This window comes from Amycolatopsis sp. CA-230715 (assembly GCF_018736145.1).
Lineage (GTDB): Bacteria > Actinomycetota > Actinomycetes > Mycobacteriales > Pseudonocardiaceae > Amycolatopsis.
The window spans coordinates 997,685-1,018,899 of record NZ_CP059997.1 but is presented as its reverse complement, the minus strand read 5'-3'; the positions used below and the strand labels follow the sequence as shown (position 1 = coordinate 1,018,899).

Annotated in this window: 22 protein-coding genes; 10 read left to right on the top strand and 12 right to left on the bottom strand. The window is 71.7% G+C overall.

Features of this window, described 5'->3' with window-relative positions; genetic code table 11:
* The first annotated feature begins 59 nt into the window (after positions 1 to 59).
* Entirely contained in the window at positions 60 to 905 is an 846-nt protein-coding gene (locus tag HUW46_RS04865; protein WP_215546134.1) for an alpha/beta fold hydrolase, read from the top strand.
* Here HUW46_RS04865 and HUW46_RS04860 read toward each other — a convergent pair.
* The 3 genes from HUW46_RS04860 to HUW46_RS04850 form a co-directional block, all read right to left on the bottom strand.
* The gene (locus HUW46_RS04860; protein WP_254125801.1) at positions 889 to 2,886 is read right to left on the bottom strand and encodes an RNA polymerase sigma factor; all 1,998 of its coding nucleotides are present in this window, start codon (positions 2,884 to 2,886) and stop codon (positions 889 to 891) included. The two genes, HUW46_RS04865 and HUW46_RS04860, sit on opposite strands and share 17 nt — an antisense overlap.
* Positions 2,883 to 3,206, bottom strand: a complete 324-nt coding sequence (locus HUW46_RS04855) for a YciI family protein (protein ID WP_215546133.1) — start codon at positions 3,204 to 3,206, stop codon at positions 2,883 to 2,885. The genes HUW46_RS04860 and HUW46_RS04855 overlap by 4 nt, the downstream gene beginning before the upstream one ends.
* A gap of 64 nt (positions 3,207 to 3,270) precedes the next feature.
* Entirely contained in the window at positions 3,271 to 3,795 is a 525-nt protein-coding gene (locus HUW46_RS04850) for an O-acetyl-ADP-ribose deacetylase (RefSeq protein ID WP_215546132.1), read from the bottom strand.
* Positions 3,796 to 3,877: 82 nt separating this feature from the next.
* Between HUW46_RS04850 and HUW46_RS04845 the strand changes: the two genes are divergently transcribed.
* Positions 3,878 to 4,768, top strand: coding sequence for an RNA polymerase sigma-70 factor (locus HUW46_RS04845; protein ID WP_254125799.1), 891 nt, complete (start codon positions 3,878 to 3,880; stop codon positions 4,766 to 4,768).
* Positions 4,769 to 4,772: 4 nt separating this feature from the next.
* The gene (locus HUW46_RS04840; protein WP_215546130.1) at positions 4,773 to 5,519 is read left to right on the top strand and encodes an SDR family oxidoreductase; all 747 of its coding nucleotides are present in this window, start codon (positions 4,773 to 4,775) and stop codon (positions 5,517 to 5,519) included.
* Here HUW46_RS04840 and HUW46_RS04835 read toward each other — a convergent pair.
* Together HUW46_RS04835 and HUW46_RS04830 are read right to left on the bottom strand one after the other, a co-directional pair.
* Positions 5,506 to 5,964, bottom strand: coding sequence for a hypothetical protein (locus HUW46_RS04835; RefSeq protein WP_215546129.1), 459 nt, complete (start codon positions 5,962 to 5,964; stop codon positions 5,506 to 5,508). The two genes, HUW46_RS04840 and HUW46_RS04835, sit on opposite strands and share 14 nt — an antisense overlap.
* A 65-nt stretch (positions 5,965 to 6,029) precedes the next feature.
* Positions 6,030 to 8,045: a prolyl oligopeptidase family serine peptidase gene (locus HUW46_RS04830; RefSeq protein ID WP_215546128.1), complete on the bottom strand. Its 2,016-nt coding sequence runs from the start codon at positions 8,043 to 8,045 to the stop codon at positions 6,030 to 6,032.
* 123 nt (positions 8,046 to 8,168) lie between these two features.
* Between HUW46_RS04830 and HUW46_RS04825 the strand changes: the two genes are divergently transcribed.
* Entirely contained in the window at positions 8,169 to 9,056 is an 888-nt protein-coding gene (locus HUW46_RS04825) for a neutral zinc metallopeptidase (protein WP_215546127.1), read from the top strand.
* Here HUW46_RS04825 and HUW46_RS04820 read toward each other — a convergent pair.
* On the bottom strand, positions 9,049 to 9,627 hold the full coding sequence (locus HUW46_RS04820; protein WP_215546126.1) for a TIGR03086 family metal-binding protein: 579 nt from the start codon (positions 9,625 to 9,627) through the stop codon (positions 9,049 to 9,051). The two genes, HUW46_RS04825 and HUW46_RS04820, sit on opposite strands and share 8 nt — an antisense overlap.
* A gap of 67 nt (positions 9,628 to 9,694) precedes the next feature.
* On the opposite strand from HUW46_RS04820, the gene pdxR (HUW46_RS04815) reads away from it, so the two are divergent.
* The 4 genes from pdxR (HUW46_RS04815) (at position 9,695) to HUW46_RS04800 (ending at position 13,618) form a co-directional block, all read left to right on the top strand.
* The gene (pdxR, locus tag HUW46_RS04815) at positions 9,695 to 11,116 is read left to right on the top strand and encodes a MocR-like pyridoxine biosynthesis transcription factor PdxR (protein ID WP_215546125.1); all 1,422 of its coding nucleotides are present in this window, start codon (positions 9,695 to 9,697) and stop codon (positions 11,114 to 11,116) included.
* Between the two features lie 4 nt (positions 11,117 to 11,120).
* A complete protein-coding gene (gene pdxR / locus HUW46_RS04810; RefSeq protein ID WP_215546124.1) occupies positions 11,121 to 12,536 on the top strand; it encodes a MocR-like pyridoxine biosynthesis transcription factor PdxR in 1,416 nt (471 codons plus the stop codon).
* Between the two features lie 77 nt (positions 12,537 to 12,613).
* On the top strand, positions 12,614 to 13,042 hold the full coding sequence (locus tag HUW46_RS04805; RefSeq protein ID WP_215546123.1) for a CBS domain-containing protein: 429 nt from the start codon (positions 12,614 to 12,616) through the stop codon (positions 13,040 to 13,042).
* A 102-nt stretch (positions 13,043 to 13,144) separates the two neighbouring features.
* Positions 13,145 to 13,618 (top strand): carboxymuconolactone decarboxylase family protein, encoded by a 474-nt coding sequence (locus HUW46_RS04800; RefSeq protein WP_215546122.1) that lies wholly within the window; start codon positions 13,145 to 13,147, stop codon positions 13,616 to 13,618.
* Between the two features lie 3 nt (positions 13,619 to 13,621).
* Here the strand turns inward: HUW46_RS04800 and HUW46_RS04795 are convergent, their stop codons facing one another.
* The 3 genes from HUW46_RS04795 to HUW46_RS04785 are packed head-to-tail and all read right to left on the bottom strand — an operon-like array spanning position 13,622 to position 15,935.
* The gene (locus HUW46_RS04795; protein WP_215546121.1) at positions 13,622 to 14,293 is read right to left on the bottom strand and encodes a response regulator; all 672 of its coding nucleotides are present in this window, start codon (positions 14,291 to 14,293) and stop codon (positions 13,622 to 13,624) included.
* Positions 14,251 to 15,387: a sensor histidine kinase gene (locus HUW46_RS04790; protein ID WP_254125798.1), complete on the bottom strand. Its 1,137-nt coding sequence runs from the start codon at positions 15,385 to 15,387 to the stop codon at positions 14,251 to 14,253. The genes HUW46_RS04795 and HUW46_RS04790 overlap by 43 nt, the downstream gene beginning before the upstream one ends.
* A gap of 26 nt (positions 15,388 to 15,413) precedes the next feature.
* Positions 15,414 to 15,935: a hypothetical protein gene (locus HUW46_RS04785; RefSeq protein ID WP_215546119.1), complete on the bottom strand. Its 522-nt coding sequence runs from the start codon at positions 15,933 to 15,935 to the stop codon at positions 15,414 to 15,416.
* Between the two features lie 277 nt (positions 15,936 to 16,212).
* Here HUW46_RS04785 and HUW46_RS04780 point away from each other — a divergent pair, with 277 nt between their 5' ends.
* Positions 16,213 to 17,232 (top strand): DUF4192 domain-containing protein, encoded by a 1,020-nt coding sequence (locus HUW46_RS04780; RefSeq protein WP_215546118.1) that lies wholly within the window; start codon positions 16,213 to 16,215, stop codon positions 17,230 to 17,232.
* Between the two features lie 10 nt (positions 17,233 to 17,242).
* Here the strand turns inward: HUW46_RS04780 and galE are convergent, their stop codons facing one another.
* The 3 genes from galE to HUW46_RS04765 all read right to left on the bottom strand — a co-directional run bounded on the left by galE (position 17,243) and on the right by HUW46_RS04765 (position 20,196).
* Positions 17,243 to 18,232 (bottom strand): UDP-glucose 4-epimerase GalE, encoded by a 990-nt coding sequence (gene galE, locus HUW46_RS04775; protein ID WP_215546117.1) that lies wholly within the window; start codon positions 18,230 to 18,232, stop codon positions 17,243 to 17,245.
* A gap of 81 nt (positions 18,233 to 18,313) precedes the next feature.
* Positions 18,314 to 19,501, bottom strand: coding sequence for a galactokinase (gene galK / locus HUW46_RS04770; RefSeq protein WP_215546116.1), 1,188 nt, complete (start codon positions 19,499 to 19,501; stop codon positions 18,314 to 18,316).
* Positions 19,498 to 20,196, bottom strand: a complete 699-nt coding sequence (locus HUW46_RS04765) for a metal-dependent transcriptional regulator (RefSeq protein ID WP_215546115.1) — start codon at positions 20,194 to 20,196, stop codon at positions 19,498 to 19,500. Before HUW46_RS04765 ends, galK begins: the two co-directional genes overlap by 4 nt.
* A gap of 137 nt (positions 20,197 to 20,333) precedes the next feature.
* Between HUW46_RS04765 and HUW46_RS04760 the strand changes: the two genes are divergently transcribed.
* On the top strand, positions 20,334 to 21,182 hold the full coding sequence (locus tag HUW46_RS04760; protein WP_215546114.1) for a sulfurtransferase: 849 nt from the start codon (positions 20,334 to 20,336) through the stop codon (positions 21,180 to 21,182).
* Positions 21,183 to 21,215: the final 33 nt, after the last annotated feature.

Genomic DNA, 21,215 nt, shown 5'->3' with positions numbered 1-21,215 from the left:
GCCGCGCTCGTAAACGGGTCGGCGCGGATGGCGCACGAACATACGGGTAGACATGGAACATGTCCGATGAACCGCGTCATTCCCAGGTGGCCCTTCGAAACGGGTCGGTGCACGTCGCCGAGCTGGGGGATCCGCACTCGCCTGCTTGTCTGTTCCTGCACGGCTGGCCAGAGTCGTGGCGCGCTTGGCTCGACGTGCTGCGGCTCGCGTCGGCGCGGTTCCGAGCCGTCGCCATCGACCTGCCCGGGATCGGCGGGTCGACGGGCGGGGGCGGCCGCAAGCGCGAACTGGCCGCGACGGTGCACGAGTTGATCACGGCGATGGGGCTGACCGAGGTGACCCTGGTCGGCCACGACGCGGGCGGCATGGTGGCCTACGCCTGCCTGCGGCGGTGCCAGGGGCTCGCGCGCGTGGTCGTGATGAACACCGTGATCCCCGGGGTCGCGCCGTGGGAAACCGTGCTGGCGAACCCGCACATCTGGCACTTCGGCCTGCACGCGGTGCCCGCGCTTCCCGAAACGCTGGTGCGGGGCCGCGAAGCGGCGTACTTCGACTACTTCTACGACATCCTGTCCGCCGATCCCGCCCGCATCACGCGGGAAGCGCGCGCCGCCCACGTCGACGCCTATCGGGCGGAAGGCGCGCTGACGGCGGGATTCGATCTCTACCGCGCCTTCGGGCAGGACGCGGAGGACAACGCCGCAGTGTCGCGTGTGGACACTCCGCTGCGGTACCTGCGCGGCGCCCACGAGCACGGTGACATCGCCGCCTACGCCGCCGGGTTCCGCGCCGCCGGGATCGCGAACCTCACCACCGGCACCATTCCCGGTGCCGGGCACTTCGCGCCGGAGGAGGCGCCGGAGGCCGTCTGGCACCTGATCGACGAGTTCATCCGCGAGACCTGAGCCCGCGCAGCGTGAACCCGGCACCGCTCGGGTCCAGCGGTTTCGTCGCCTGCTTGAACAGGTGTTCGGCGCGCTCGTAGGACAGTCTTCGCCTGCCGGTCGTCGGGCACAGGTCCGCCCGCGGCGGCATCCGGGCCGGTCCTGGCCGCCGGTCGGTGAGGAACACCGGCCCGCTGGCCCGGCCCGCGATCAGCGAGGGCAGCAGGTCCGCCGTTCCCGCACGCCAGCTCACCCGGTCGCCGCCCGCGTGTGCCTCCCGGCCGTCGAGGTCCAGATCTTCGACGTTGAGCGACAGCACCGCTCGCGCACTGGCCCCGGATTCGTGCAGGAGCACCCAGAACGTCCGCTCCCGCAGCGGCAGGGAAGGCGCGTTCCAGAGGGCTTCGAGCGTGGCGGGGCCGATCGACTCGGCGGCGGTGCGGTTTCCGGTTCGCCGATCAAGATCGACGGCGAGATCACCGAGCGAGGCCCACGCGCCGAAGGACCGGATCGCCGAGCGGTGCCGGTTCCAGGTGGCCGCCGCCGCGCCGCCCCACGCGGTGCGGAACACCCGCGCCACCGCCGCCGCGGTCACGGATTCCAGCGGCAGCCGGTCCCCGAGCGACCGCCGCAGGCGGCGCAGCGTCTGCCCGTACGAGCGGACAGTCGCGGGATCGAGGTCCTCGCGGGCCAGGAATTCCTCGGCCGCCGGGCCGAGGGTGCGCACCGGCGCGATCACCTCGGCCAGTTCGCTCGCGCGGCGGCGCAGGAACGCCCGTTCGGCGGCGTTTCCGGTCAGCGCGGCCGCCCGCTCGAACTCCCGCCTGGCCTCTTCGGCTCGTCCCAGCTTGGCCAGCAGATCACCCCGGACGCTCGGCAGCAGGTGGTAATCCCGCAGGGCCGGTTCGTCGAGCAAGGGATCGGTGAGGTCGAGCCCAGCCCGCGGCCCGGCGGCCCGCCCGACCGCGACGGCGTGGTTCAGCCGCACGACCGGCGTCGGCCGCAGCACGGCCAGCGCTTCGTACAGCCCCGCGATCCGTGCCCAGTCGGTGTCCTCGGCGCTGCTCGCCTGCGCGTGGCACACGGCGATCGCCGCCTGCAGCACGTACGGTCCCGGTGGGCCGCCCGCCGCACGCGCGCGCAGCATCGCGGTGAACCCGCGGCGGATGAGGAGCTGGTCCCACCGGCCGCGGTTCTGGTCGTGGAGCGGAACCGGTTCCCCCGACGGCCCGGTCCGCGCGGCCGCGCGGGACGACTGGATCTCCAGCAGCGCGACCAGCCCGTGCACCTCGGCCTCGCCCGGTGCGAGTTCGGCCAGCAGCCTGGCGAGGCGGATCGCTTCGAGGCAGAGGTCCGGTCGCATCAGGTCCTCGCCCGAAGTCGCCGAGTACCCCTCGTTGAAGATCAGGTAGACGACTTCGAGCACCGACGAAAGGCGCTCCGCGAGTTCGTCGTCACCGGGCATCTCGAACCGGGCGTCTTCGTCGGCCAGTGTCCGCTTCGCGGCCGCGATCCGTTGCGAGACAACGGTTTCGGTGACGAGGAATGCCCGCGCGACCTCGCCGGAGGTCAGCCCGCCGACGAACCGCAGCGTCAGCGCGATCCGTGCCGCGGTCGGCAGCGCGGGGTGGCAGGACAGGAACACCAGGCGCAGCGCGTCGCCGGAATCCGGGGTGAGTTCGGCGCTGGACTCCCTGGCGAGCTGCTCGTGCTTGCGACCGAGGCGGTCCGCGCGGCGGAGGTGGTCGACCGCGCGCCGCTTCGCGATCGTCATCAGCCACGCGCCGGGATTGTCCGGGACGCCGGACGACGGCCATCGTTCGAGCGCGGTGACGAGCGCGTCCTGGGCCAGTTCCTCGGCGAGGCCGACGTCGTGGACCATCCGGGTCAGCCCGCCGATGATCCTGGCCGACTCGCGCTTCCAGACCGCGTCGATCGTGCCGGACAGGACGGCACCGCCCCGGTCCCGGCGGGAACCGGGGCGCCGCCGTCCCGCACTCACGGCCCGAAGACCTGGTGCATCATGCCGCTGCCGTCGCCCGCGATCTTGCGAAAGCGCCGGGCCAGTTCGATCGCTTCTTCCTTGGAGCGGACTTCGACGAGCGCGAAACCGCCCACGGATTCCTTCGCTTCGGCGAAGGGGCCGTCGGTCACGGTGATCTCGCCGCCTTTCGCTTCGACACGGACCCCGGCCGGGTCGAGGCCGCCGGTGGCCAGCAGGACGCCGGAGGCCGTCAGCTCTTCGATGAACGCGCCCATTTCGGCGAACAGCTTGTCGTCGGGCGGGGTGTCGGAGCCGTTGGTCATCATCAGGTAGCGCATGGGTTCCTCCCTTTCTCGTTGCCGTGCCCCTGCGTCGAACCGGCGATGTGACAGGGAACGCGGCTCACTTCTCGGCCAGCTCTTCGGCGAACACGTCGTAGGTGGCCTGGTCGAACAGCACGAACCGGATCAGCGCGATCCCCGGCGTCTCCTCGGCGGTTTCCCGGACGGTCGCGAGCGCGATCTCGGCGGCGGAGCGCACCGGCCACCGGTAGATCCCGGTCGAGATCGCCGGGAACGCCACGCTCGCGGCGCCGAGTTCGGCGGCGACCAGCAGGGAGTTGCGGTGGCAGTCGGCCAACAGCGCCGACCGGTCCTCGGACCCGGACCACACGGGGCCGACGGTGTGCACGACCCAGTGCGCGGGCAGCTTCCCCGCCGTCGTCGCCACGGCGTGGCCGGTCTTCAGGCCCTTCCCGTAATGCCCGGCGCGGAGCTCGCGGCACTCGGCGAGGATCTCCGGGCCACCTTTGCGGTGGATGGCGCCGTCGACGCCGCCCCCGCCGAGCAGGGACGAGTTGGCGGCGTTCACCACGACGTCGGTGTCCTGCCGCGTGATGTCGCCCTTGACCAGTTCGATGGCCGCCATGGCTTCCTTCCCTCGCACCTGCCGAAGTGTCCGCGTCCAGTCTGCGCGATACGGTGCCGGTGGCGGAGACAGGGAGTGGGCGGTGACGGTCGAGTTCGAGGAGTACCGGCCCCGGTTGTTCGGGCTCGCGTACCGCCTCACGGGGTCCGCGCACGAAGCCGAGGACGTCGTGCAGGACGCGTTCCTGCGCTGGGACGCCACGGACCGCGAGGTGATCGGTGCGCCGGGGCCGTGGCTGGCGAAGGTGGTCACCAACCTGTGCCTCAACCGGTTCACCTCGGCGCGCGCGAGGCGAGAGCGGTACGTCGGGCCGTGGCTGCCGGAGCCCGTCTTCACCGACGGCGGAGCGTTGAACCCGTCGGACACCGTCGAGGAGCGCGAGTCGGTTTCGCTCGCGTTGTTGCTTTTGCTGGAGCGGCTGACCCCGGTGGAACGCGCGGTGTTCGTGCTCAGGGAAGCCTTCGGCTACGGCCACGGCGAGGTCGCGGAAGTCCTCGGTGTCTCGCAGGCGTATTCACGTCAGTTGCAGCGACGCGCGCACGACCGGCTCGGCGGGGCGCGCAGGTTCCGGCCGGGCGCCGCCGAACGGCGGGAACTGGTCGAGCGGTTCTTCGCGGCGGCCCGCGGGGGCGACTTGGCGGCGCTCGAAGGAATGCTCGCGGCGGACGCGACGTGGTGGACCGACGGCGGCGGCAAGGTGACCGCGGCCAGGCGCCCGGTTTCGGGCGCGGCCAGGGTCGCGCGGTTGCTGGCCGGGTTGTTCGGCAAGTACGGCGATCTGGTCGACATCGCCTTCGCGGAGGTCAACGGCGAGCAGGCGGTACTGGGCAGCATCGGTGACGAGGTGGTCGGCGTGCTCGTGTTCGACGTGGCGGGGGACCGGATCGCGGGGCTGCACGCGGTGGCGAACCCGGACAAGCTCGGGCACGTCCGCGAACCGCTGTCACGTTCGGCGCCACTGCCCGGTTCTTGAGGGCATGACAGAACCGATTGTGGTCACCGGCGGTACCGGGGTGCTCGGGCGAGAGGTCGTTTCGCGGCTTCTCGACCGAGGCGCGCGAGTCCGGTCGGTGAGCAGGAATCCCGGCGCGGCACGGCCGGGGCTGACCCACGCGCGAGCCGATCTGCGGTCGGGGCACGGCCTCGACGAAGCGATGGCGGGGGCGAAAACCGTCGTGCACTGCGCCGGGATCATGCGCGGCGAGGTGGAGGCGAGCCGGAACGCCTTGCGGGCGGCGAAGTCCGCCGAGCACTTCGTGTACATCTCGATCGTCGGCGTCGACAAGATCCCGCTCGGCTACTACCGCGCGAAGCACGAGGTCGAAGGCATGCTCGAAGAGTCGGGGCTCGGGTGGACGATCCTGCGCGCGACCCAGTTCCACGCGCTGGTGTCCCGGATCGCCGACGCGCTGGCGAAGTCGCCGCTGGCGCCGGTGCCAGCCGGGATCCGGCTCCAGCCGGTCGACGCGGGTGAGGTCGCCGACCGGCTGGTGGCGCTGGCGCTGGACGCGCCGGCGGGACGGGTGCCCGATTTCGGCGGACCCGAGGTGAAGAGCCTGTGCGAGCTGGTGCGCGGGCGGCTGGCCGCCACCGGACGCCGCCGCGCGCTCATCCCGGTGCGGTTCCCCGGCCGGATCTCCGCGGCCTTCCGCGCCGGGCACAACCTCGCTCCGGACGGCGCGCGCGGCGAGGTCACCTACGAGGAGTTCCTCAGGCGCGGGTGAGCTCCATGACCCAGTTCGGTTCCCAGGTCGTGCCGCCGTCGATCGAGAACGCCTGCTCCCACCGCGCGGTGGTGCCGGTGATGTCCGACCACCGGAAGGAAACCCGCACGGGGGTTCCTTCGTGTTCGTCATCGCCGTAGAACCAGCCTTCGCCGTCGGCGAAGTCACCGGTGACCGGGGGCAGCAGGGCGCCGTCGCGGCTGTTCGCCCAGTACAGCGACCACTGCCCGGTCTCGGGGGCGAACAGCCGCAGGGTCAGGCCCGAGAACCCCTTGCCGGGAAAGGAAATCTCGTCGATGTTCGCGGCGCCGCCGAAGTGCGGGCGGCATTCGGCGACACCGTCGAACTCCTCCCAGTCGTCGCTGCCGGTGAGGGGTTTGGAGAGCTTGCGGTTGGCGACGGCCCAGCGGCCGTGCAGGAAGTCGAAGTCGTGCGGGGAACCCATGATCCGCCCTTTCGGTGTGGTTGCGGGACCCGCACGACTCTGCCCGGCTTCGCTGCCATCTCCTGTCAGTGGACGCTCAGGCGCTGCCACAGGAATTCGTAGACCATCGCCCACTTCGCGGCGAGCTGCCCGTTGTCGGCGGCTCCGCCGTGCCCGCCCTCGATGTTCTCGTGGTACAGCACGTCGTGGCCCTGTTCCCGCATGCGCGCCACCATCTTGCGCGCGTGGCCGGGGTGCACCCGGTCGTCCCGCGTGGACGTCACGTACAGGCTCGGCGGATAGTGCTGTCCACTGTGGACGTTCTGGTAGGGCGAGTACTCGCCGATGAAGGACCAGTCGCCTTCGTCGTCGGGGTCGCCGTACTCCGCCATCCAGGACGCGCCCGCGAGCAGCAGGTGGTACCGCTTCATGTCCAGCAGCGGCACCTGGCTCACCACCGCGCCGAACAGGTCGGGGTAGCGCGTCAGCATCACGCCGGTGAGCAGGCCGCCGTTGCTGCCGCCCTGGACGCCGAGCGTGGCGGGCGTGCTGATGCCGCGCGCGTGCAGATCCGCCGCCACCGCGGCGAAATCGGCGTAGGCGAACTTGCGCCGCTCCCGCAGCGCGGCGGTGTGCCAGTCCGGCCCGTACTCACCGCCGCCGCGGATGTTCGCCACCACGTAGGTGCCGCCCCTGGCGAGCCACGCCCGCCCGGTGGTGCCGCTGTAGGACGGCGTCAGCGACACCTCGAAGCCGCCGTACCCGGTCAGCAGCACCGGTCCGTGTCCGGTGCCGGGGCGCACCACGAAGTACGGCACCCGCGTCCCGTCTTCGGACGTGGCGAAGAACTGGTCGACGGTCATGCCGTCGCTGTCGAAGAACGCCGGAGCCTGCTTCAGCACTTCGAGGCCCTCGCCGACCACACCGCGGCTCAGCGTCGCGGGCTCGGTGAACCCGCTGCTGTTGAGGAAGAACTCGTCGCCGGTGTCCGGGTCGGTGTCGAAGACTTCGGCGTTGCCCATCTCCGGCGCGCCCGCGAGGGGTTCGTCGGTCCAGCCGCCGTCGCCGGGGGTCAGCACCCTGATCGCGGACTTGACGTCGGACAGCGTGCCGAGCAGCAGGTGGTGCCGCGTCCAGGCGTAGTAGTCGAGCGAGGTGTGCTCGTCCGGCTCGAAGAGCACGGTCAGCTCTCGCGCCCCCGCGAGGTAGTCGTCGAACCTCGCCGCGAGCAGGGTCCCCGGCCCGTACTCGGCGCCGCCGACCCGCCACGCCGTCCTGGTGCGGATCAGCAGCCATTCGCGGTGGACCGAGAACCGCGCGTCCTCGGGGACGTCCAGCTTGACCAGTTCGCCGTCGGAGGTGCGGAGGAACCGCTCGGACCGGAAGAAGGTGATCACCCGCGAGACGAAGTCGCGCTCGAACCCCTCGGTTGGGTCGTGCACGACGCGCACCGACACGTCGTCGGGCTTGCCCTCGAACACGGTGGTGGCTTCGGAAAGCGGGGTGCCCCGGCGCCATTCCTTCACGACGCGCGGGTAGCCGGACGAGGTCATCGAGCCGGCCCCGAAGTCGGTGCCGACGTACACGCGGTCCTCGTCGATCCAGCCGACCGCGCTCTTCGCTTCGGGCAGGGTGAACCCGTCCTCGACGAACTCGCGGCGTTCGAGGTCGAATTCGCGCACCACCGCCGCGTCCGCGCCGCCGCGGGACAGTTCGACGAGCGCGCGCCGGAAGTCCGGCCGGAGCACCGCGGCGCCCTCCCACACCCAGCTCTCGCCCTCGGCCGCGCCGAGCGCGTCCACGTCGAGGAGGACTTCCCAGGCGGGGGCGTCCTTCCGGTACTCCTCGAGCGTCGTGCGGCGCCACAGACCGCGCGGATGGTCGGCGTCCATCCAGAAGTTGTAGAGGTGCTCGCCGCGGCGGACTACGTACGGGATCCGGTCGTCCGCGTCGAGGACTTCGCGGATGTCGTCGCGGAGCGCGGTGAACCGGGGTGTTTCGGCGAGCACGGCGGCGGTCTCGGCGTTGCGCTCGCGCACCCAGCCCAGCGGGGCGTCCCCCGTCACGTCCTCGAGCCAGAGGTAGGGATCTTCGTCAGCCATGGGACCAGTTTGTCAGGCGGGCCGCTATGCTGGTCCCGCGCTGGTTGGGGGACCGCAGCCGAATTCGCGGGGGATCGTGCGTCCCGGGCGCCTGTGCCGAGAACGATCTGACACGGGGTACCCATGGAACACGCCGATGGAGAACGCAACTCACCGCTCGCGATCGCGTCCGTGCTGGCGCTCGTGCTGCTCGTCGTGGTGGCCGTGGTGCTGGTCCCGAAGCTCACCAATTCCGCCGACGGGCACCAGGCGCCGCCGGTCGGCGGGCAGGCGAGGGAATCCGGCAGGGACACCGGAAGCGACGCCGATCGCGCGCCGGTCCCGCCCCCGGAGGCCAACCCGCTGCTGGCGCCCGGCGTGTACCTGACCCCGGTCACCTGTGAGCTGCCCGGCGTCACGCGCGCCGCCGAAGCGCTGCTCGCCTTCTACCGCTCCGGGATCGACTGCCTCGCCGCCGCGTGGCACGGCGCGCTCGGGCAGGCCAAGCGCCCGTTCACGGAGGCCGGTGTGCAGCTCAGCGAGCCGCAGGCGAGCGGATGCGGTGTCGCGCCGTCGAAAAAGGAGGCCACCGCCTACTACTGCGCGGGCGACCGGGCGATCTACATGCTCCGCGACCGCATGCTCGAGGCGGCCGACGTGATCCCCGCGGCCCACCTCGCGGTGCTGGCGCACGAGTACGGCCACCACGTGCAGGAGCTGAGCGGCATCATGACCGCGGTCGAGCTGAAAATGTCGTCGGCGGACGAGAGCACCCCCGCGGACAAGGAGCTGAGCAGGCGGGTCGAACTGCAGGCGAACTGCTTCGCCGGGCTGTTCGCCGCGGCGGCGTCGGGGCGCGGCGACGTGACGAAGGCCGTCGCGGACAAGGCGGTCTCCGAGTTCGGCAACACCGACGACAGCGACACCCACGGCACCCGCAAGCACCAGCTGTGGTGGGCGCGGGCCGGGTTGCGCGCCGCGGACACCTCGGCGTGCAATACCTTCACCGCGCCCGCGGCCGACGTCAGCTGACTTTCCACGCGGGGTCGCGGCCGAGCAGGCCGAGCATCTTTTCGAGCGTGCTCGCGTCCGCCGCGGTTTCCACGACGAGCCCGAACGACTGGCCCTCACCCCGGTTCTCGGGCCCGGTGGGGATGAGTTCCACGAGCTTCATCGCGGCGGCCACCAGGTCCTCGTCCGGCGCGTACGGCACGTTGAGCGCCTTGGCGATGTCCCAGCCGTGCGCGACCTGGTCCACGAGGTACATGCTGAGTGCCATCTCGGCGTCGAAGGTGCCGAAGTCGTGGATGGCCATCTTCCGTTCGGCGAGCCCGTCCTCGGAGAACGCAGCCTTCACTTCGGCGACCGAGGCCGCGTACCCCGCGATCGGGTCGGGGTGGTTCTGACCGGTGTCCCAGTCGGACGCCGCGCCTTCGCGGGCGGCGGTGGCGAAGCCGTGGTTCTCGCTGATCTGGTGGCGGAGGAGATCGCCGAGGTCCCAGCCCGCGCACGGCGTGGGTCGTGCGAGGTCCTCGGAAGTCACGTCGGAGAGAAGGGTGTCCAGGATGTCGAGTGCGCGGAAGTTGGATTCACGAAGCTGCATACCCGGCACACTAGGATGGGAATCGGCCCTACCGTAGGGCCAAATACGGCCGGGTTGGATGGGGCCAATGAACACCGATGTCCAGATCGACACCGAGGCGGGCGGCGGCAGGCGCGACCAGATCTACCGGCAGCTGCGCGCCGCGATCCTCGACGGCAGGCTCACCGACGGGGAGCCCCTTCCGCCGACGCGCGAGCTGGCCCGGCGCCTGTCGGTCTCCCGCAACACGGTGAGTTCGGCCTACGACCTGCTGGCCGCGGAAGGCTTCCTGCGGGCGCGCACGGGCGCGGGCACCTTCGTGCGCGCCGGTGCCGCACGGCAGCAGCGGCCGCGTTCCGAGCCGCGTGCACGGCTCACGGTGAACGAGGCGTGGGACGTGCTGCCGCCCGCGCCCGCCGCGTTCGAAACCTCCTTCGATTTCGATTTCCGCGCCGGGATACCGGATCTCACCCGGTTCCCCTTCGACACCTGGCGGCGCCTGTCTTCCGAGCAGCTGCGCGCGTCGAACGCCGAGGCGCTCACCTACGGCGATCCCGCGGGCGACCCGGCCCTGCGCGCCGCGATCACCCGGCACGTCAGCGTGTCGCGGGGGCTGACCGTCGATCCCGACGACGTCGTGGTCACCAACGGCGCGCAGCAGGCGTTCGACCTGGTGGCCCGCGTGCTGCTCCGGCCGGGCGACACGGTGGCCGTGGAAAACCCGGGCTACCCGCCGCCGCGGATGATCTTCGCCGCGCACGGCATGCGGGTCGTCGGCGTCCCCGTCGACGCCGAGGGCATCGTGGTCGACGCGATCCCGGCGGGGACAAGGCTGGTGTTCGTCACGCCCTCGCACCAATGCCCCCTCGGCATGGCGATGTCGCTGGAACGCAGGCTCGAACTCATCGCGTGGGCCCGCCGTGTCGACGGCGTCATCGTCGAAGACGACTACGACAGCGAATTCCGGTACGGCGGCAGGCCGCTGGAACCGGTGCACAGCCTCGACGACGACGGCAGGGTCTGCTACGTCAGCTCGTTCTCGAAACTGCTGTTTCCCGCGCTGCGCCTGGGTTTCCTGATCGTCCCCGCCTCCGTGCGGGCGCCGGTGCGGAAGGCGAAGCAGCTCACCGACTGGCATTCGGACGGGCCATCGCAGGCCACGCTGGCGCGGTTCATGGCCGACGGCGGGTTCGCCAGGCACGTCAAGCGAATGCGGCGCGCCTACCACGAACGCCACGACCTGGTCGCGGAGATCCTGCGCGACGAGTTCGACGGGCTGCTGACCCCCGTGCCCTCCGCGGCGGGCTTGCACATCAGCGCGCTGGGCGAGGCGGGCGACGGCGTCGTACGCGAGGCGCGGGCGGCGGGAATCCGGCTCTACCCGGTGGAAAGCATGGCGGTGGGCGAACCGGCCGCCACCGGCCTGATCTTCGGCTTCGGCGCGATCCAGCCCGCGCGGATCGGCCCCGGGATGCGGCAGGTGCGCGATCTGCTCCGGAAACGCGGGTGAGCGCGTGGACCTGCACGTCGCGTTGAGCGGCCGCGGTGATCTCGCCGCCCGCATCTACCGCCAGCTCCTCGAAGCGATCCTCGACGGCCGCCTGCGCGCGGGGGATCGCCTGCCACCGACCAGGGAACTGGCCCGCACCCTCGAGGTTTCCCGGAACACCGTCGCCGTCGCGTACGACCGGCTCACCGCGGAAGGGTTCGTGGTGAGCCGGGTCGGCGCGGGCACGTTCGTCGCGGCGCCCGCGACCGATCGGACCCGCGGCCGCCGCGCGCCGGGCGGAGCCGGGATCCGGCCGAGGGCGGTGTGGCGGGACGTGCCCGTGTCCGAAGGCCCCGCCGAGACCCCGGAGTTCGATTTCCGGGTCGGCGTCCCGGATCCTTCGCTCTTCCCGCACACCACGTGGCGCCGGTTCGTGGCGCGAGAGCTGCGCCCCGACGACGTTCCGGCTGGCTACGGCGACCCGGCGGGCCACGAGGGACTCCGCGCGGCGATCGCCCGGTACACCGGCGTGGCGCGATCGGTGCGCGCCGCCGCCGAGGACGTCCTCATCACCCAAGGGGCGCAGCAGGCGCTCGACCTCGTCGGCAAGGTGCTGATCGACCCCGGCACGCGGGTCGCCGTCGAGGACCCGGGATACCCGCCCGCGCGGCGGATTTTTCACACGCTCGGCGCGCGGGTGACGGCGGTGCCCGTCGACTCCGAAGGCATCGACGTCGCGGCGATCCCGCCGGACACGCGGCTGGTCTACGTCACGCCGTCGCACCAGTTCCCGCTGGGCACCCCGATGTCGCTCGCCAGGCGGACCGCGTTGCTGGACTGGGCGGAACGGCACGGCGCGGTGCTCGTCGAGGACGACTACGACACCGAGTTCCGGTTCGAGGACCGGCCGCTCGAACCGTTGCAGAGCCTCGATCCCGCGGGCCGCGTCCTCTACGTCGGCACGTTCTCGAAGACGATGCTGCCTTCGTTGCGGCTCGGATTCCTGGTCGCGCCCGCCTCCCTGCGCCCGGCCTTGCGCGCGGCGAAACAGCTTTCGGACTGGCAAGGCGACCTGGCCGTGCAGGCGGCGCTCGCGCGGTTCATCGACGAAGGGCTTTTGGCGAGGCACGTGCGCAGGGCCGCGCGGGAGTACGGCGCGCGCCGCGGCCGGATCAAGGCCGGTCTCGCGGAGGAGTTCGGCGGACGGCTCGAACTCGTCCCCGCCGCCGCGGGGCTCCACCTCTGCGCGCATCTCGGTCCACAAGAGACGGTCGAGGTCCCGGAAGCGCTTTCGAGGGCGCGAAAGCTCGGCGTGGTACTCGACGACCTCGCCGATTACCACGCGGAAGGCCGCGGCCGCGCCGGGTTCGTACTGGGGTACGGCGCGGTCAGGACGGATCGGATAGCCGAAGGGGTGCGGCGTCTCGCCGCGAGCTTTTGAAAAATTTCACAACTTTCGCCCGTGGCGGCGAGGCCATAACCTGTTGTGAGCCAGGTCACCGGTTCGGGAGGTTTTCCATGCGCATTTCCGATGTTCTGCGAAGCAAGGGCACCGCCGTCGCGACCATCGAACCGCAGCGTTCCGTGTCCGAGCTGCTCGCCGGGCTGGCCGAGCACAACGTCGGCGCGATGGTCGTCGTCGACACCGCCGGGATCGCCGGCATCGTCTCCGAGCGGGACGTGGTCCGCAGGCTGCACGAACGCGGTGCCGCCCTGCTCGAAGCGCAGGTTTCGGAGATCATGACCACCATGGTCGCCAGCTGCGCGCCCGACGATTCCGTCGACGAACTCAGCGCCGTGATGACCGAGCGCCGCATCCGACACGTGCCGGTGCTCGACAAGGGCGAACTCGCCGGCATCGTGAGCATCGGCGACGTCGTGAAAAGCAGGCTCAACGAGTTGGAGAAGAGCCAGGAACAGCTCGAGGCCTACATCGCGCAGGGCTGAACCCCTTCATTGAAAGAGACCTACGTCACATTCGGTGCTGTCACAACTCGTCCCGCCGATCCGTCAAGGAGGTGTATCCCCAACAATCACGAGGAGTGCGTCATGGATGCGCGTTTGAACCTGTTCGGCAACCCGATCGCGGGCAAGTTCATGAAGCACCTCGTCTCGGCGGGCAAAGCGGTCGAAAGCGCAGGACTGCCCGCCGCGACGCAGGAACTGGTGAAGATCCGCGCCAGCCAGATCAACGGCTGCGGCTTCTGCACCGACATGCACACCAAAGAGGCCGTGCACGCCGGGGAAACCTCGGTGCGGCTCAACCTGATCGCCGCGTGGCGGGAGGCCACGGTGTTCACCGACGCCGAGCGGGCCGCACTGGAGCTGACCGAGCAGGGCACCCGCATCGCCGACGCGGCCGGTGGCGTCACGGACGAGGCGTGGCTGAACGCCGCCAAGCACTACGACGAAAACCAGCTCGTCGCCTTGGTGTCGCTCATCGCCGCCATCAACGCCTTCAACCGCTTGAACGTCCTCGTCCAGCAGCCCGCAGGTGACTACAAAGTCGGCCAGTTCGGCTGACGGTCAGCCGTTAGCGATCCCGGATCGGTAGGCGAAGGCTACGGCCTGCGCGCGGTCGCGCAGGCCCGCCTTCGCGAACAAGTGGTTGACGTGGGTCTTCACGGTCGCCTCGCTCACCACGAGCGTTTTCGCTATCTCGGTGTTCGACAGCCCGGCCGCGATCAGCCGCAGCACTTCGACTTCGCGCGCGGTCAGGCCCTCGACCGCTTCCGGGCGGGGCGGGGCCGCGCGCGTCGCCGCTTCGACCAAGCGCTCCTGCAGGCTCGCGTCCACAGTGGACTGTCCGTCGGCGGCCGACCGGAGCGCGCGGGCGATCGCTTCGGCATCGGCGTCCTTGGTCAGGAACCCCCGTGCCCCGGCGCGCAGCGCGCCCAGCACCGAATCGTCGTCGGTGTAGGTGGTCAGCACGACCACCTCGGTGCCGGGATGCTTGGCACGCACCAGTTCCGTCGTGCGCACGCCGTCCTGCTTCGGCATGCGCAGGTCCACCAGCAGCACGTCGGGCCGGTGCTCGGCGACCAGGTCCACCGCTTCGGCGCCGTCCGAGGCCGCTCCGACCACCTCGACGCCCGGCAGCAGGCCCAGCAGCGTGACCAGCCCTTCGCGCACCACGGCCTGGTCGTCCGCCAGCACTACCCTGAGCGTTTCGCCGGCACCACCAGGTGCACTCGCCATCCGTCCTCCACCGGCCCGCTGTCCAGTTCGCCGCCGAGCAGCGCCGCCCGTTCCCGCATCCCGCGCAGGCCGAACCCGCCGGGGGAAGGATCGGTTGGCTGCTCGCCCTGCCTGTCCCGCACCTCCAGCTCGACGCGGTCCTCGCGCCTGGTCAGCGTAACGACGACCGGTGCGCCCGGCGCGTGCTTGCGGGTGTTCGAAAGGGCTTCCTGCACCGTGCGGGTGATCGTCGCGTGGGCGCCCGCGTCCAGGTTCGCGGCGTCCCCGTCCACGACCAGTTCGGCGGCGGCGCCGCTGTCGAGGCGATAGCCCGCCACGAGATCGTCCAATGCCCGTTCGAGTGGCATCGGCGCGTCCCGCAACGCGGCCACTGCCTTGCGCGCCTCCACGAGCCCTTCCGCCGCCAGCCGTTGCGCGCGCTCCACCTGTTTGACCGCTTCGGCGGAGGCGCCGTCGCGGACCAGCATGAGCCGGGCGCCCTGCAGGTTCAGCGCGAGCCCTGACAGGGAATGCGCGAGGACGTCGTGCAGTTCGCGTGCGATCCTCGCGCGCTCTTGCAACGCCGCCGCCACCGCGTGTTCTTCGTTCGCCTGCTGAGCCCTGGCCAGGGCGAGTTCGGTCTGCTCCACCCGTTCGAGCCGCGCGCGCCGGTTGTAGCCGAGCAGCACGACCGAAGCGAGCACCGCGAGCGTCAGCAGCGAGTCCGTGAGATCTCCGTGCGCCCGGAACGCCTTGAGGACGACGCACGCGCTCCCGAGCGCGATACCGGCGGCCACCACGATCCTCGACTGACCCCGCACCAGGAAGAACACCGCGGTGAACATGCCGATCAGGCACCAGTTCCCCGGGGCCAGCAGCCACAGCGCGCCGTTCGAGGCCACGAGGACCAGCAGCAGCGCACTGGTGCCGCCGGCCGGGATCCGGTCCGTCCAGAGCACCGGCAGCGCGGCGAGCGCGGCCACCGCCAGTAGCGGCCACACCCACCCTTCGCGCACCGGGAACACGCTGAACAACGGGAACGTGAGCATCGCCCAGCGCACCCATTCGAGGGCGGCGACCGACCAGTGCCGGTGTGCGCGCGCCGACGTGGTCATGGGGCCCAGCATGCCGCTGAGCGCGATCAGCCGCGCGCGCTGGTCGTCGCGGGGCGGCCGGTGGCCACGCGGAGGCCGAGCCCGCGGGCCCGCCGGTAGGCGAGCGCGTTCTGCAGGCCGACGCTCAGTCCGATGCTCAGCGCCAGCGACGCCGAGGTGAGCGGGCCGTCCGCACGGAGGTGCGCGCCGAGCACGAGGAACCCGATCCGCACGCCGATCGTGACCAGCCAGAGCACCAAGGTCAGGGAGGAGCCCTTCGCGAAGGCGTAGCCGTCCTCCGCGGTGATCTTCACCGAAGCGGCGCGGAACACGCCGAGCGCCGCGAGCGCCGCGAGGTCCGCGCCGAGCAGCGCCAACTCGGTGCCCGACGAGCCGGGAAGGGCTTTCACGGAGGTGACCACGCCGATCGCCACCAGGATCGCGGGCAGCACGAACAGTCCGCGCACGCTCAGCCGGTAGCCGCGCACCTGGCGGATGACGACGCGCCAGATCACCAGCACGGCGATCGCGAGGTAGAGCAGGACGTCGGCGGCGCTCGCGTCGTTCACGGTCGGATTCCCTCTCGTCTGCGGTTCCCGTGTCCACAGTGTCGCCCGGGGAGGCGCCCGCCCGCGTCGGCGCGGGGATGGGATCCGGGTGGACCACGAGGTCAACCCGGGGGTGGAGACCGGACCCCGGCGGGAAGGCCGGGCAGGCTAACGCATCCCACCGACAAAAACCCGCCTCCCCGCGGCGTTTCCGCCGAGTTGTCCACAGCCGCCCCCGTCGCCCACAGATTCCCCTCGCCGTCCCCCACCACCCCCTCCCACCCGCCACCGTGGAGGCATGACCACTCCGACCACAGCCACCCGCCACCAGGTCCGCCTCCGCGACCCCGGCGAGCTAATCGCGTCCACCCCGTCCCTGGTGGGCTTCCGGCCCACCGACTCCCTGGTGGTGCACGCCCACCAGGGCACCCGCATCGCGTTCTCGCTCCGGCTCGACCTCCCGTCCCCAGAGCACCTGGACGAGGTGGCGGCCACCGCGGCCGGGCTCGCGCTCGGCACCGAGCCGACCGGGATCACCGTCGTCGCGGTGGGCGGTGACGCGCGCGGAGCACCACCGGGGGAGGTGCCGAACCGCGCACTGGTGGAGGCGGTGATCGACGACTGCGCGGCAGCGGGAGTCCCGCTCGTGCACGCCATGTGGGCGCGGGAGATCCGGAAAGGCGCGCCGTGGCGGTGCTACCGCGATCCGGCGTGCGGCGGGACGCTGCCCGAACCGGAGAGCACGGTCGCCGCGGCCGCGACCGCGGCGATCGGGCGCGTCGTCTACGACAGCAGGGAGGAGATGGAAAGCCTCCTCGCGCCCGACGACGTCGCCGAGGTGGCGCGCCGGGCGGTGATGCTCGCCGAAACCTCCGGCGACCTGAGCACCGGGGAAGCGCGGGCCGCGCTGCGTGACGCGCTGGATCGGGTGGCGCGGCCCGGGTTCGCACTGTCCAATGCGGACATCGCGACACTGGCGAGGGCGATGTCGGTGGCCGCGGTCCGCGACGCGTGCCTGGCGACGGCGCTACCCCCTGGCAGTGCGGAAGCGCTGTCCGCCGAACGGCTTTGGACCGAACTCACCCGCCTCACCCCGGCGCCGGAGCGGGCCGCGCCCGCCACCCTGCTCGGGTACTCCGCCTACCTGCGAGGCGAGTGCGCGTTGGCGGGAATGGCGCTGGAGGAAGCCCTCGCGGCGGATCCCGGCTACGTGCTCGCGCAGTTGCTGCGCGCGGGTCTGAGCTCCGGGCTCAGCCCGGAGCGGCTCGCGGGTATCGCCGATATCGCCGAGATTTCCCTGGACGAGTCCGATGCCTGACCGCGCCGTGCTAGCCCTCGGCCCGGCGCTGGGTGAACCGCCACGCGTCGGCGACGATACCGGCGAGGTCGGCCCGTTCGGGCTTCCAGCCGAGCTCCTCGCGGGCGCGATCGCTCGCGGCGACCAGTACGGCGGGATCGCCCGCGCGCCGGGGCGCCACCGCGGCTGGGATGGCATGCCCGGTCACCTCGCGGCAGGCCTCGATCACCTGGCGCACCGAGAAACCGGTGCCGTTGCCCAGGTTGTAGACCAGGTGCTCGCCGGGACGCGCGTGACGCAGCGCGAGCAGGTGGGCGTCGGCGAGATCGGACACGTGGATGTAGTCGCGGACCGCGGTGCCGTCCTCGGTGGGGTAGTCCTCGCCGAAGATCTGGATCCGTTCCCGATCGCCGGTCGCCACCTGGAGCACGAGCGGGATGAGGTGGGTTTCGGTGGCGTGCCGTTCCCCGATGTCGCCGTGCGCGCCCGCGACGTTGAAGTACCGCAGGCTCACCGCGGCCAGCCCGTGCGCGCGGGCGTAGCTGGAGATCGCGAGGTCCACCGCCAGCTTCGTGGCGCCGTAGGTGTTGGTCGGCCGCGTCGGCGCGGTCTCGGCGATCGGCGAAGTCTCCGGTTCTCCGTAGGTCGCCGCGGTCGAGGAGAAGACCAGCCTCGGCGTGCCGTGGTCCCGCATCGCGTCGAGCAGGCGGAGCGTGGTGCCGACGTTGCCGTGCCAGTACTTCGCCGGATCCTGCATCGACTCACCCACCAGCGACTTGGCCGCGAAGTGCAGCACGCCGTCGTAGGAGTCCTTGGCGAGCAGGTCACGCGTGGCGTCCGCGGCGTCGCCTTCGACCAGCCGGGCGCCCTCCGGTACGGCGTCGGCGTGCCCAGTGGAGAGGTCGTCCACCACGGTGACGGTGTGCCCGTCGGCCAGGAGACGGGCGGTGCAGACACTGCCGACGTAGCCCGCCCCGCCCGTGACGACCAGGTTCAGGGCGTCGTTCCGCTCGTCTGTCACGTGTGGACCTTTCTCGTCGGTTCGCTCGTCCACTGGAGGCGACGCGCGAGGTGTAGCGAGGTTGCCTTCGCCGGCACCGGATCAGTAAGTCGTGTCCCGGCCCGCGCCGGGGGAGGGGGTCGCGACGAAGGTGCGCGGCGGCCGCCAGTCCCGTTCGGCGAACGCGGCGGTCACCGCGGCCGCGACACTGTCCACATCGGACTCGCGTACTAGCGCGATCGCCGAGCCGCCGAAGCCGCCACCGGTCATCCGCGAACCGAGCGCGCCCGCGGCCTTGGCGGCGTCCACCGCCACGTCGAGCTCCGGCGCCGAGATGCGGTAGTCGTCGCGCATGCTGACGTGCGAGGCGTCGAGCAGCGGGCCGATGTCGGCGAGCCGATCGGCGTGTAGCAGCGCCACGGTGTCGAGCACGCGCTGGTTTTCGGTGACGACGTGCCGCACCAGTGGCCGCAGTTCCGCCGGCAGCCGGTCCAGCGTTTCCCCGAGTGCGTCGAGCGCGACGTCGCGCAGGGCCTTCACCCCGAGCAGCTCGGCGGCCTTCTCCGTGCCGCGCCGCCGATCGCCGTACCCGGACTCGCTGTGCGAGTGCTTCACCCTGGTGTCCATCACGAGCACGCGGAGCCCGGCGGCCGCGGCGTCGAACGGCACCTGCTCCGACTCGCCGGACCGGACGTCGAGGAACAGCAGATGCGCCTCGGTGCAGCACAGCGACGCGGTCTGGTCGAGCAGCCCGGTCGGCGCGCCGACGAAGTCGTTCTCCGACCGCTGCACCCAGCGGGCGACCTCCTGGCGCGCCGGCGTCCGCTCCCCGCCGTCTTCGAGTTCGATCCCGGCGGTCCCGAGCAGGGCCAGCGCCACCGCGCACTCCAGCGCGTGCGACGAGGACAGGCCCGCCCCCGAGGGCACGTCACCGGCGATCACGAGGTCCGCGCCCGCGGCGAACCCGTGATCGCGCATCACCCAGGCCACGCCCGCCGGGTAGGCGGCCCAGCCCTCGATCGCGCCGGGTTCGAGCTCGGCGATCACGGCGGGCTCGGAGTACTGCAGCTTGCCGTCGGAGCCGAGCGTCGCCACGGTGAGCACGCCGTCTTCGCGCGATGCCGCCGCCACGGCGAGGCGGTGCGGCAGCGCGAACGGCAGCACGAATCCGTCGTTGTAGTCGGTGTGCTCGCCGATCAGGTTGACCCTGCCCGGCGCCGACCACACCCCGGCGGGGGCGCGGTCGTGCACGGTCCGGAACGCTCGGGCGGCGTCGGCGGCCGGACTCACCGCGCCTGCGCCAGCACGGCGTGCAGCACCGAGATCGGCACCTGCATCGAGTCGGTGTCCCCGCTGATCTCGATGGTGGACCCGGCCCCGGCGGCCCTGCCGACGGTCACCGTGCGGCCGGGGATGAGCCCGACCGACTTCAGCTCGACCATCAGCTTCTCGTCGAGCTGCACGTGTTCGGCGATCCGGCGGATCTCCACCGCGCCGCCGCCCGCGCGGGCGAACTCGTCCAGGCGCACCAGATCGGCCTCGACCGGCAGCGCGGGCTCCCCGCCCTCGCCGAGCTTGTCGAGCCCCGGGATCGGGTTGCCGTACGGCGAGGTCGTCGGGTGGTCGAGCAGCTTGACCAGCTTGCGCTCCACCGCTTCGCTCATCACGTGCTCCCAGTGGCACGCCTCGTTGTGCACGTGCTCCCACTCGAGGCCGATGACGTCGAGCAGCAGGCGCTCCGCGAGCCGGTGCTTGCGCATCACCGCGATCGCCAGTTCCCTGCCGTGATCGGTGAGCTGCAGATGCCGGTCGTCGGCCACCACCACGAGGCCGTCGCGCTCCATCCTGGCGACCGTCTGGCTCACGGTCGGGCCGCTCTGCTGCAGTCGTTCCGCGATCCGCGCCCGCAGCGGTACGACACCCTCTTCTTCGAGCTCGTAGATGGTCTTCAGGTACATCTCAGTGGTGTCGATGAGATCGTTCACGCTGTCCCCTTCGTCCGCGTCGCTTATCGTAGTCGCTCACCCCAGCACCCCCGCCCAGGCGATGGCATAACGCCGTCGCGAGCCGGAAAAGTCCCGTCGACCTGCGAGTATCGTCACCGACGGTGCAGGATGGCGGAATGGGTCCTCTCATCACGAACAGCGCACTGGCCGAGACACTGTCCGCTGCCGAGCCGCGACCGCCAGTGGTCCTCGACGTGCGCGGCGGGCTCGGGCACCCGCCCGCCGCCGAGTCCTATCAGGAGGGTCACCTGCCGGGGGCGGTGTTCATCGATCTCGATGCCGATCTCGCCGCCGCGCCGGGCGCACGCGGGCGCCACCCGCTGCCCGAACCCGGTGACCTCCAGCGGGTACTGCGCGCCGCCGGGGTGCGGGCGGGGAAGCCGGTCGTCGTCTACGACCACGGCGACGGGTCGATCGCGGCGCGGGCGTGGTGGCTGCTGCGCTGGGCGGGGCACGACGATGTCGCCGTGCTCGATGGCGGGTACGCCGCGTGGGTCGCCGACGGCCACGCGGTTTCCACCGAGGTCCCGTCACCCGAACCCGGTGATCTCGTGGTCCGCCCCGGTGCGATGCCCACCGCCGGCGCGGACGAAGCGGCCGCGCTCGCGAGGTCCGGCGTCCTGCTCGACGCGCGGGCCCCCGAGCGCTACCGCGGGGAGACCGAGCCGGTGGACCCTCGCGCGGGCCACGTTCCCGGTGCGCTCAACGCCCCGTTCGCACGGCACACCGACGAACGCGGGAGGTGGCGGTCGCCGTCGGAACTGGCGCGGCTCTTCGCCGACACCGGGGTGCCCGCCGACGGGGAGGTCGGTGCCTACTGCGGATCGGGGGTGACCGCGTGCTCGGTCGTGCTCGCGCTCGAGGCGTCCGGGAGGGCGCGCCCCGCCGTGCTCTACCCCGGCTCGTGGTCGGAGTGGGCCGCCGACGCGAACCGGCCCGCCGCCACCGGCGGCGAACCCGGCTGACCCGCGTCGAGCCCGGCCCGGGTGGCGCCGAGC

Coding starts and splice junctions, on each gene's coding strand:
- HUW46_RS04830 (WP_215546128.1), bottom strand. CDS start 8,045: ATGGCTGACGAAGATCCCTACCTCTGGCTCGAGGACGTGACGGGGGAC.
- HUW46_RS04760 (WP_215546114.1), top strand. CDS start 20,334: ATGGGTCCTCTCATCACGAACAGCGCACTGGCCGAGACACTGTCCGCT.
- HUW46_RS04800 (WP_215546122.1), top strand. CDS start 13,145: ATGGATGCGCGTTTGAACCTGTTCGGCAACCCGATCGCGGGCAAGTTC.
- HUW46_RS04795 (WP_215546121.1), bottom strand. CDS start 14,293: ATGGCGAGTGCACCTGGTGGTGCCGGCGAAACGCTCAGGGTAGTGCTG.
- HUW46_RS04820 (WP_215546126.1), bottom strand. CDS start 9,627: ATGCAGCTTCGTGAATCCAACTTCCGCGCACTCGACATCCTGGACACC.
- HUW46_RS04855 (WP_215546133.1), bottom strand. CDS start 3,206: ATGCGCTACCTGATGATGACCAACGGCTCCGACACCCCGCCCGACGAC.
- HUW46_RS04850 (WP_215546132.1), bottom strand. CDS start 3,795: ATGGCGGCCATCGAACTGGTCAAGGGCGACATCACGCGGCAGGACACC.
- HUW46_RS04805 (WP_215546123.1), top strand. CDS start 12,614: ATGCGCATTTCCGATGTTCTGCGAAGCAAGGGCACCGCCGTCGCGACC.
- HUW46_RS04835 (WP_215546129.1), bottom strand. CDS start 5,964: ATGGGTTCCCCGCACGACTTCGACTTCCTGCACGGCCGCTGGGCCGTC.
- HUW46_RS04825 (WP_215546127.1), top strand. CDS start 8,169: ATGGAACACGCCGATGGAGAACGCAACTCACCGCTCGCGATCGCGTCC.
- HUW46_RS04780 (WP_215546118.1), top strand. CDS start 16,213: ATGACCACTCCGACCACAGCCACCCGCCACCAGGTCCGCCTCCGCGAC.
- HUW46_RS04865 (WP_215546134.1), top strand. CDS start 60: ATGTCCGATGAACCGCGTCATTCCCAGGTGGCCCTTCGAAACGGGTCG.
- HUW46_RS04840 (WP_215546130.1), top strand. CDS start 4,773: ATGACAGAACCGATTGTGGTCACCGGCGGTACCGGGGTGCTCGGGCGA.
- pdxR (WP_215546125.1), top strand. CDS start 9,695: ATGAACACCGATGTCCAGATCGACACCGAGGCGGGCGGCGGCAGGCGC.
- HUW46_RS04790 (WP_254125798.1), bottom strand. CDS start 15,387: ATGACCACGTCGGCGCGCGCACACCGGCACTGGTCGGTCGCCGCCCTC.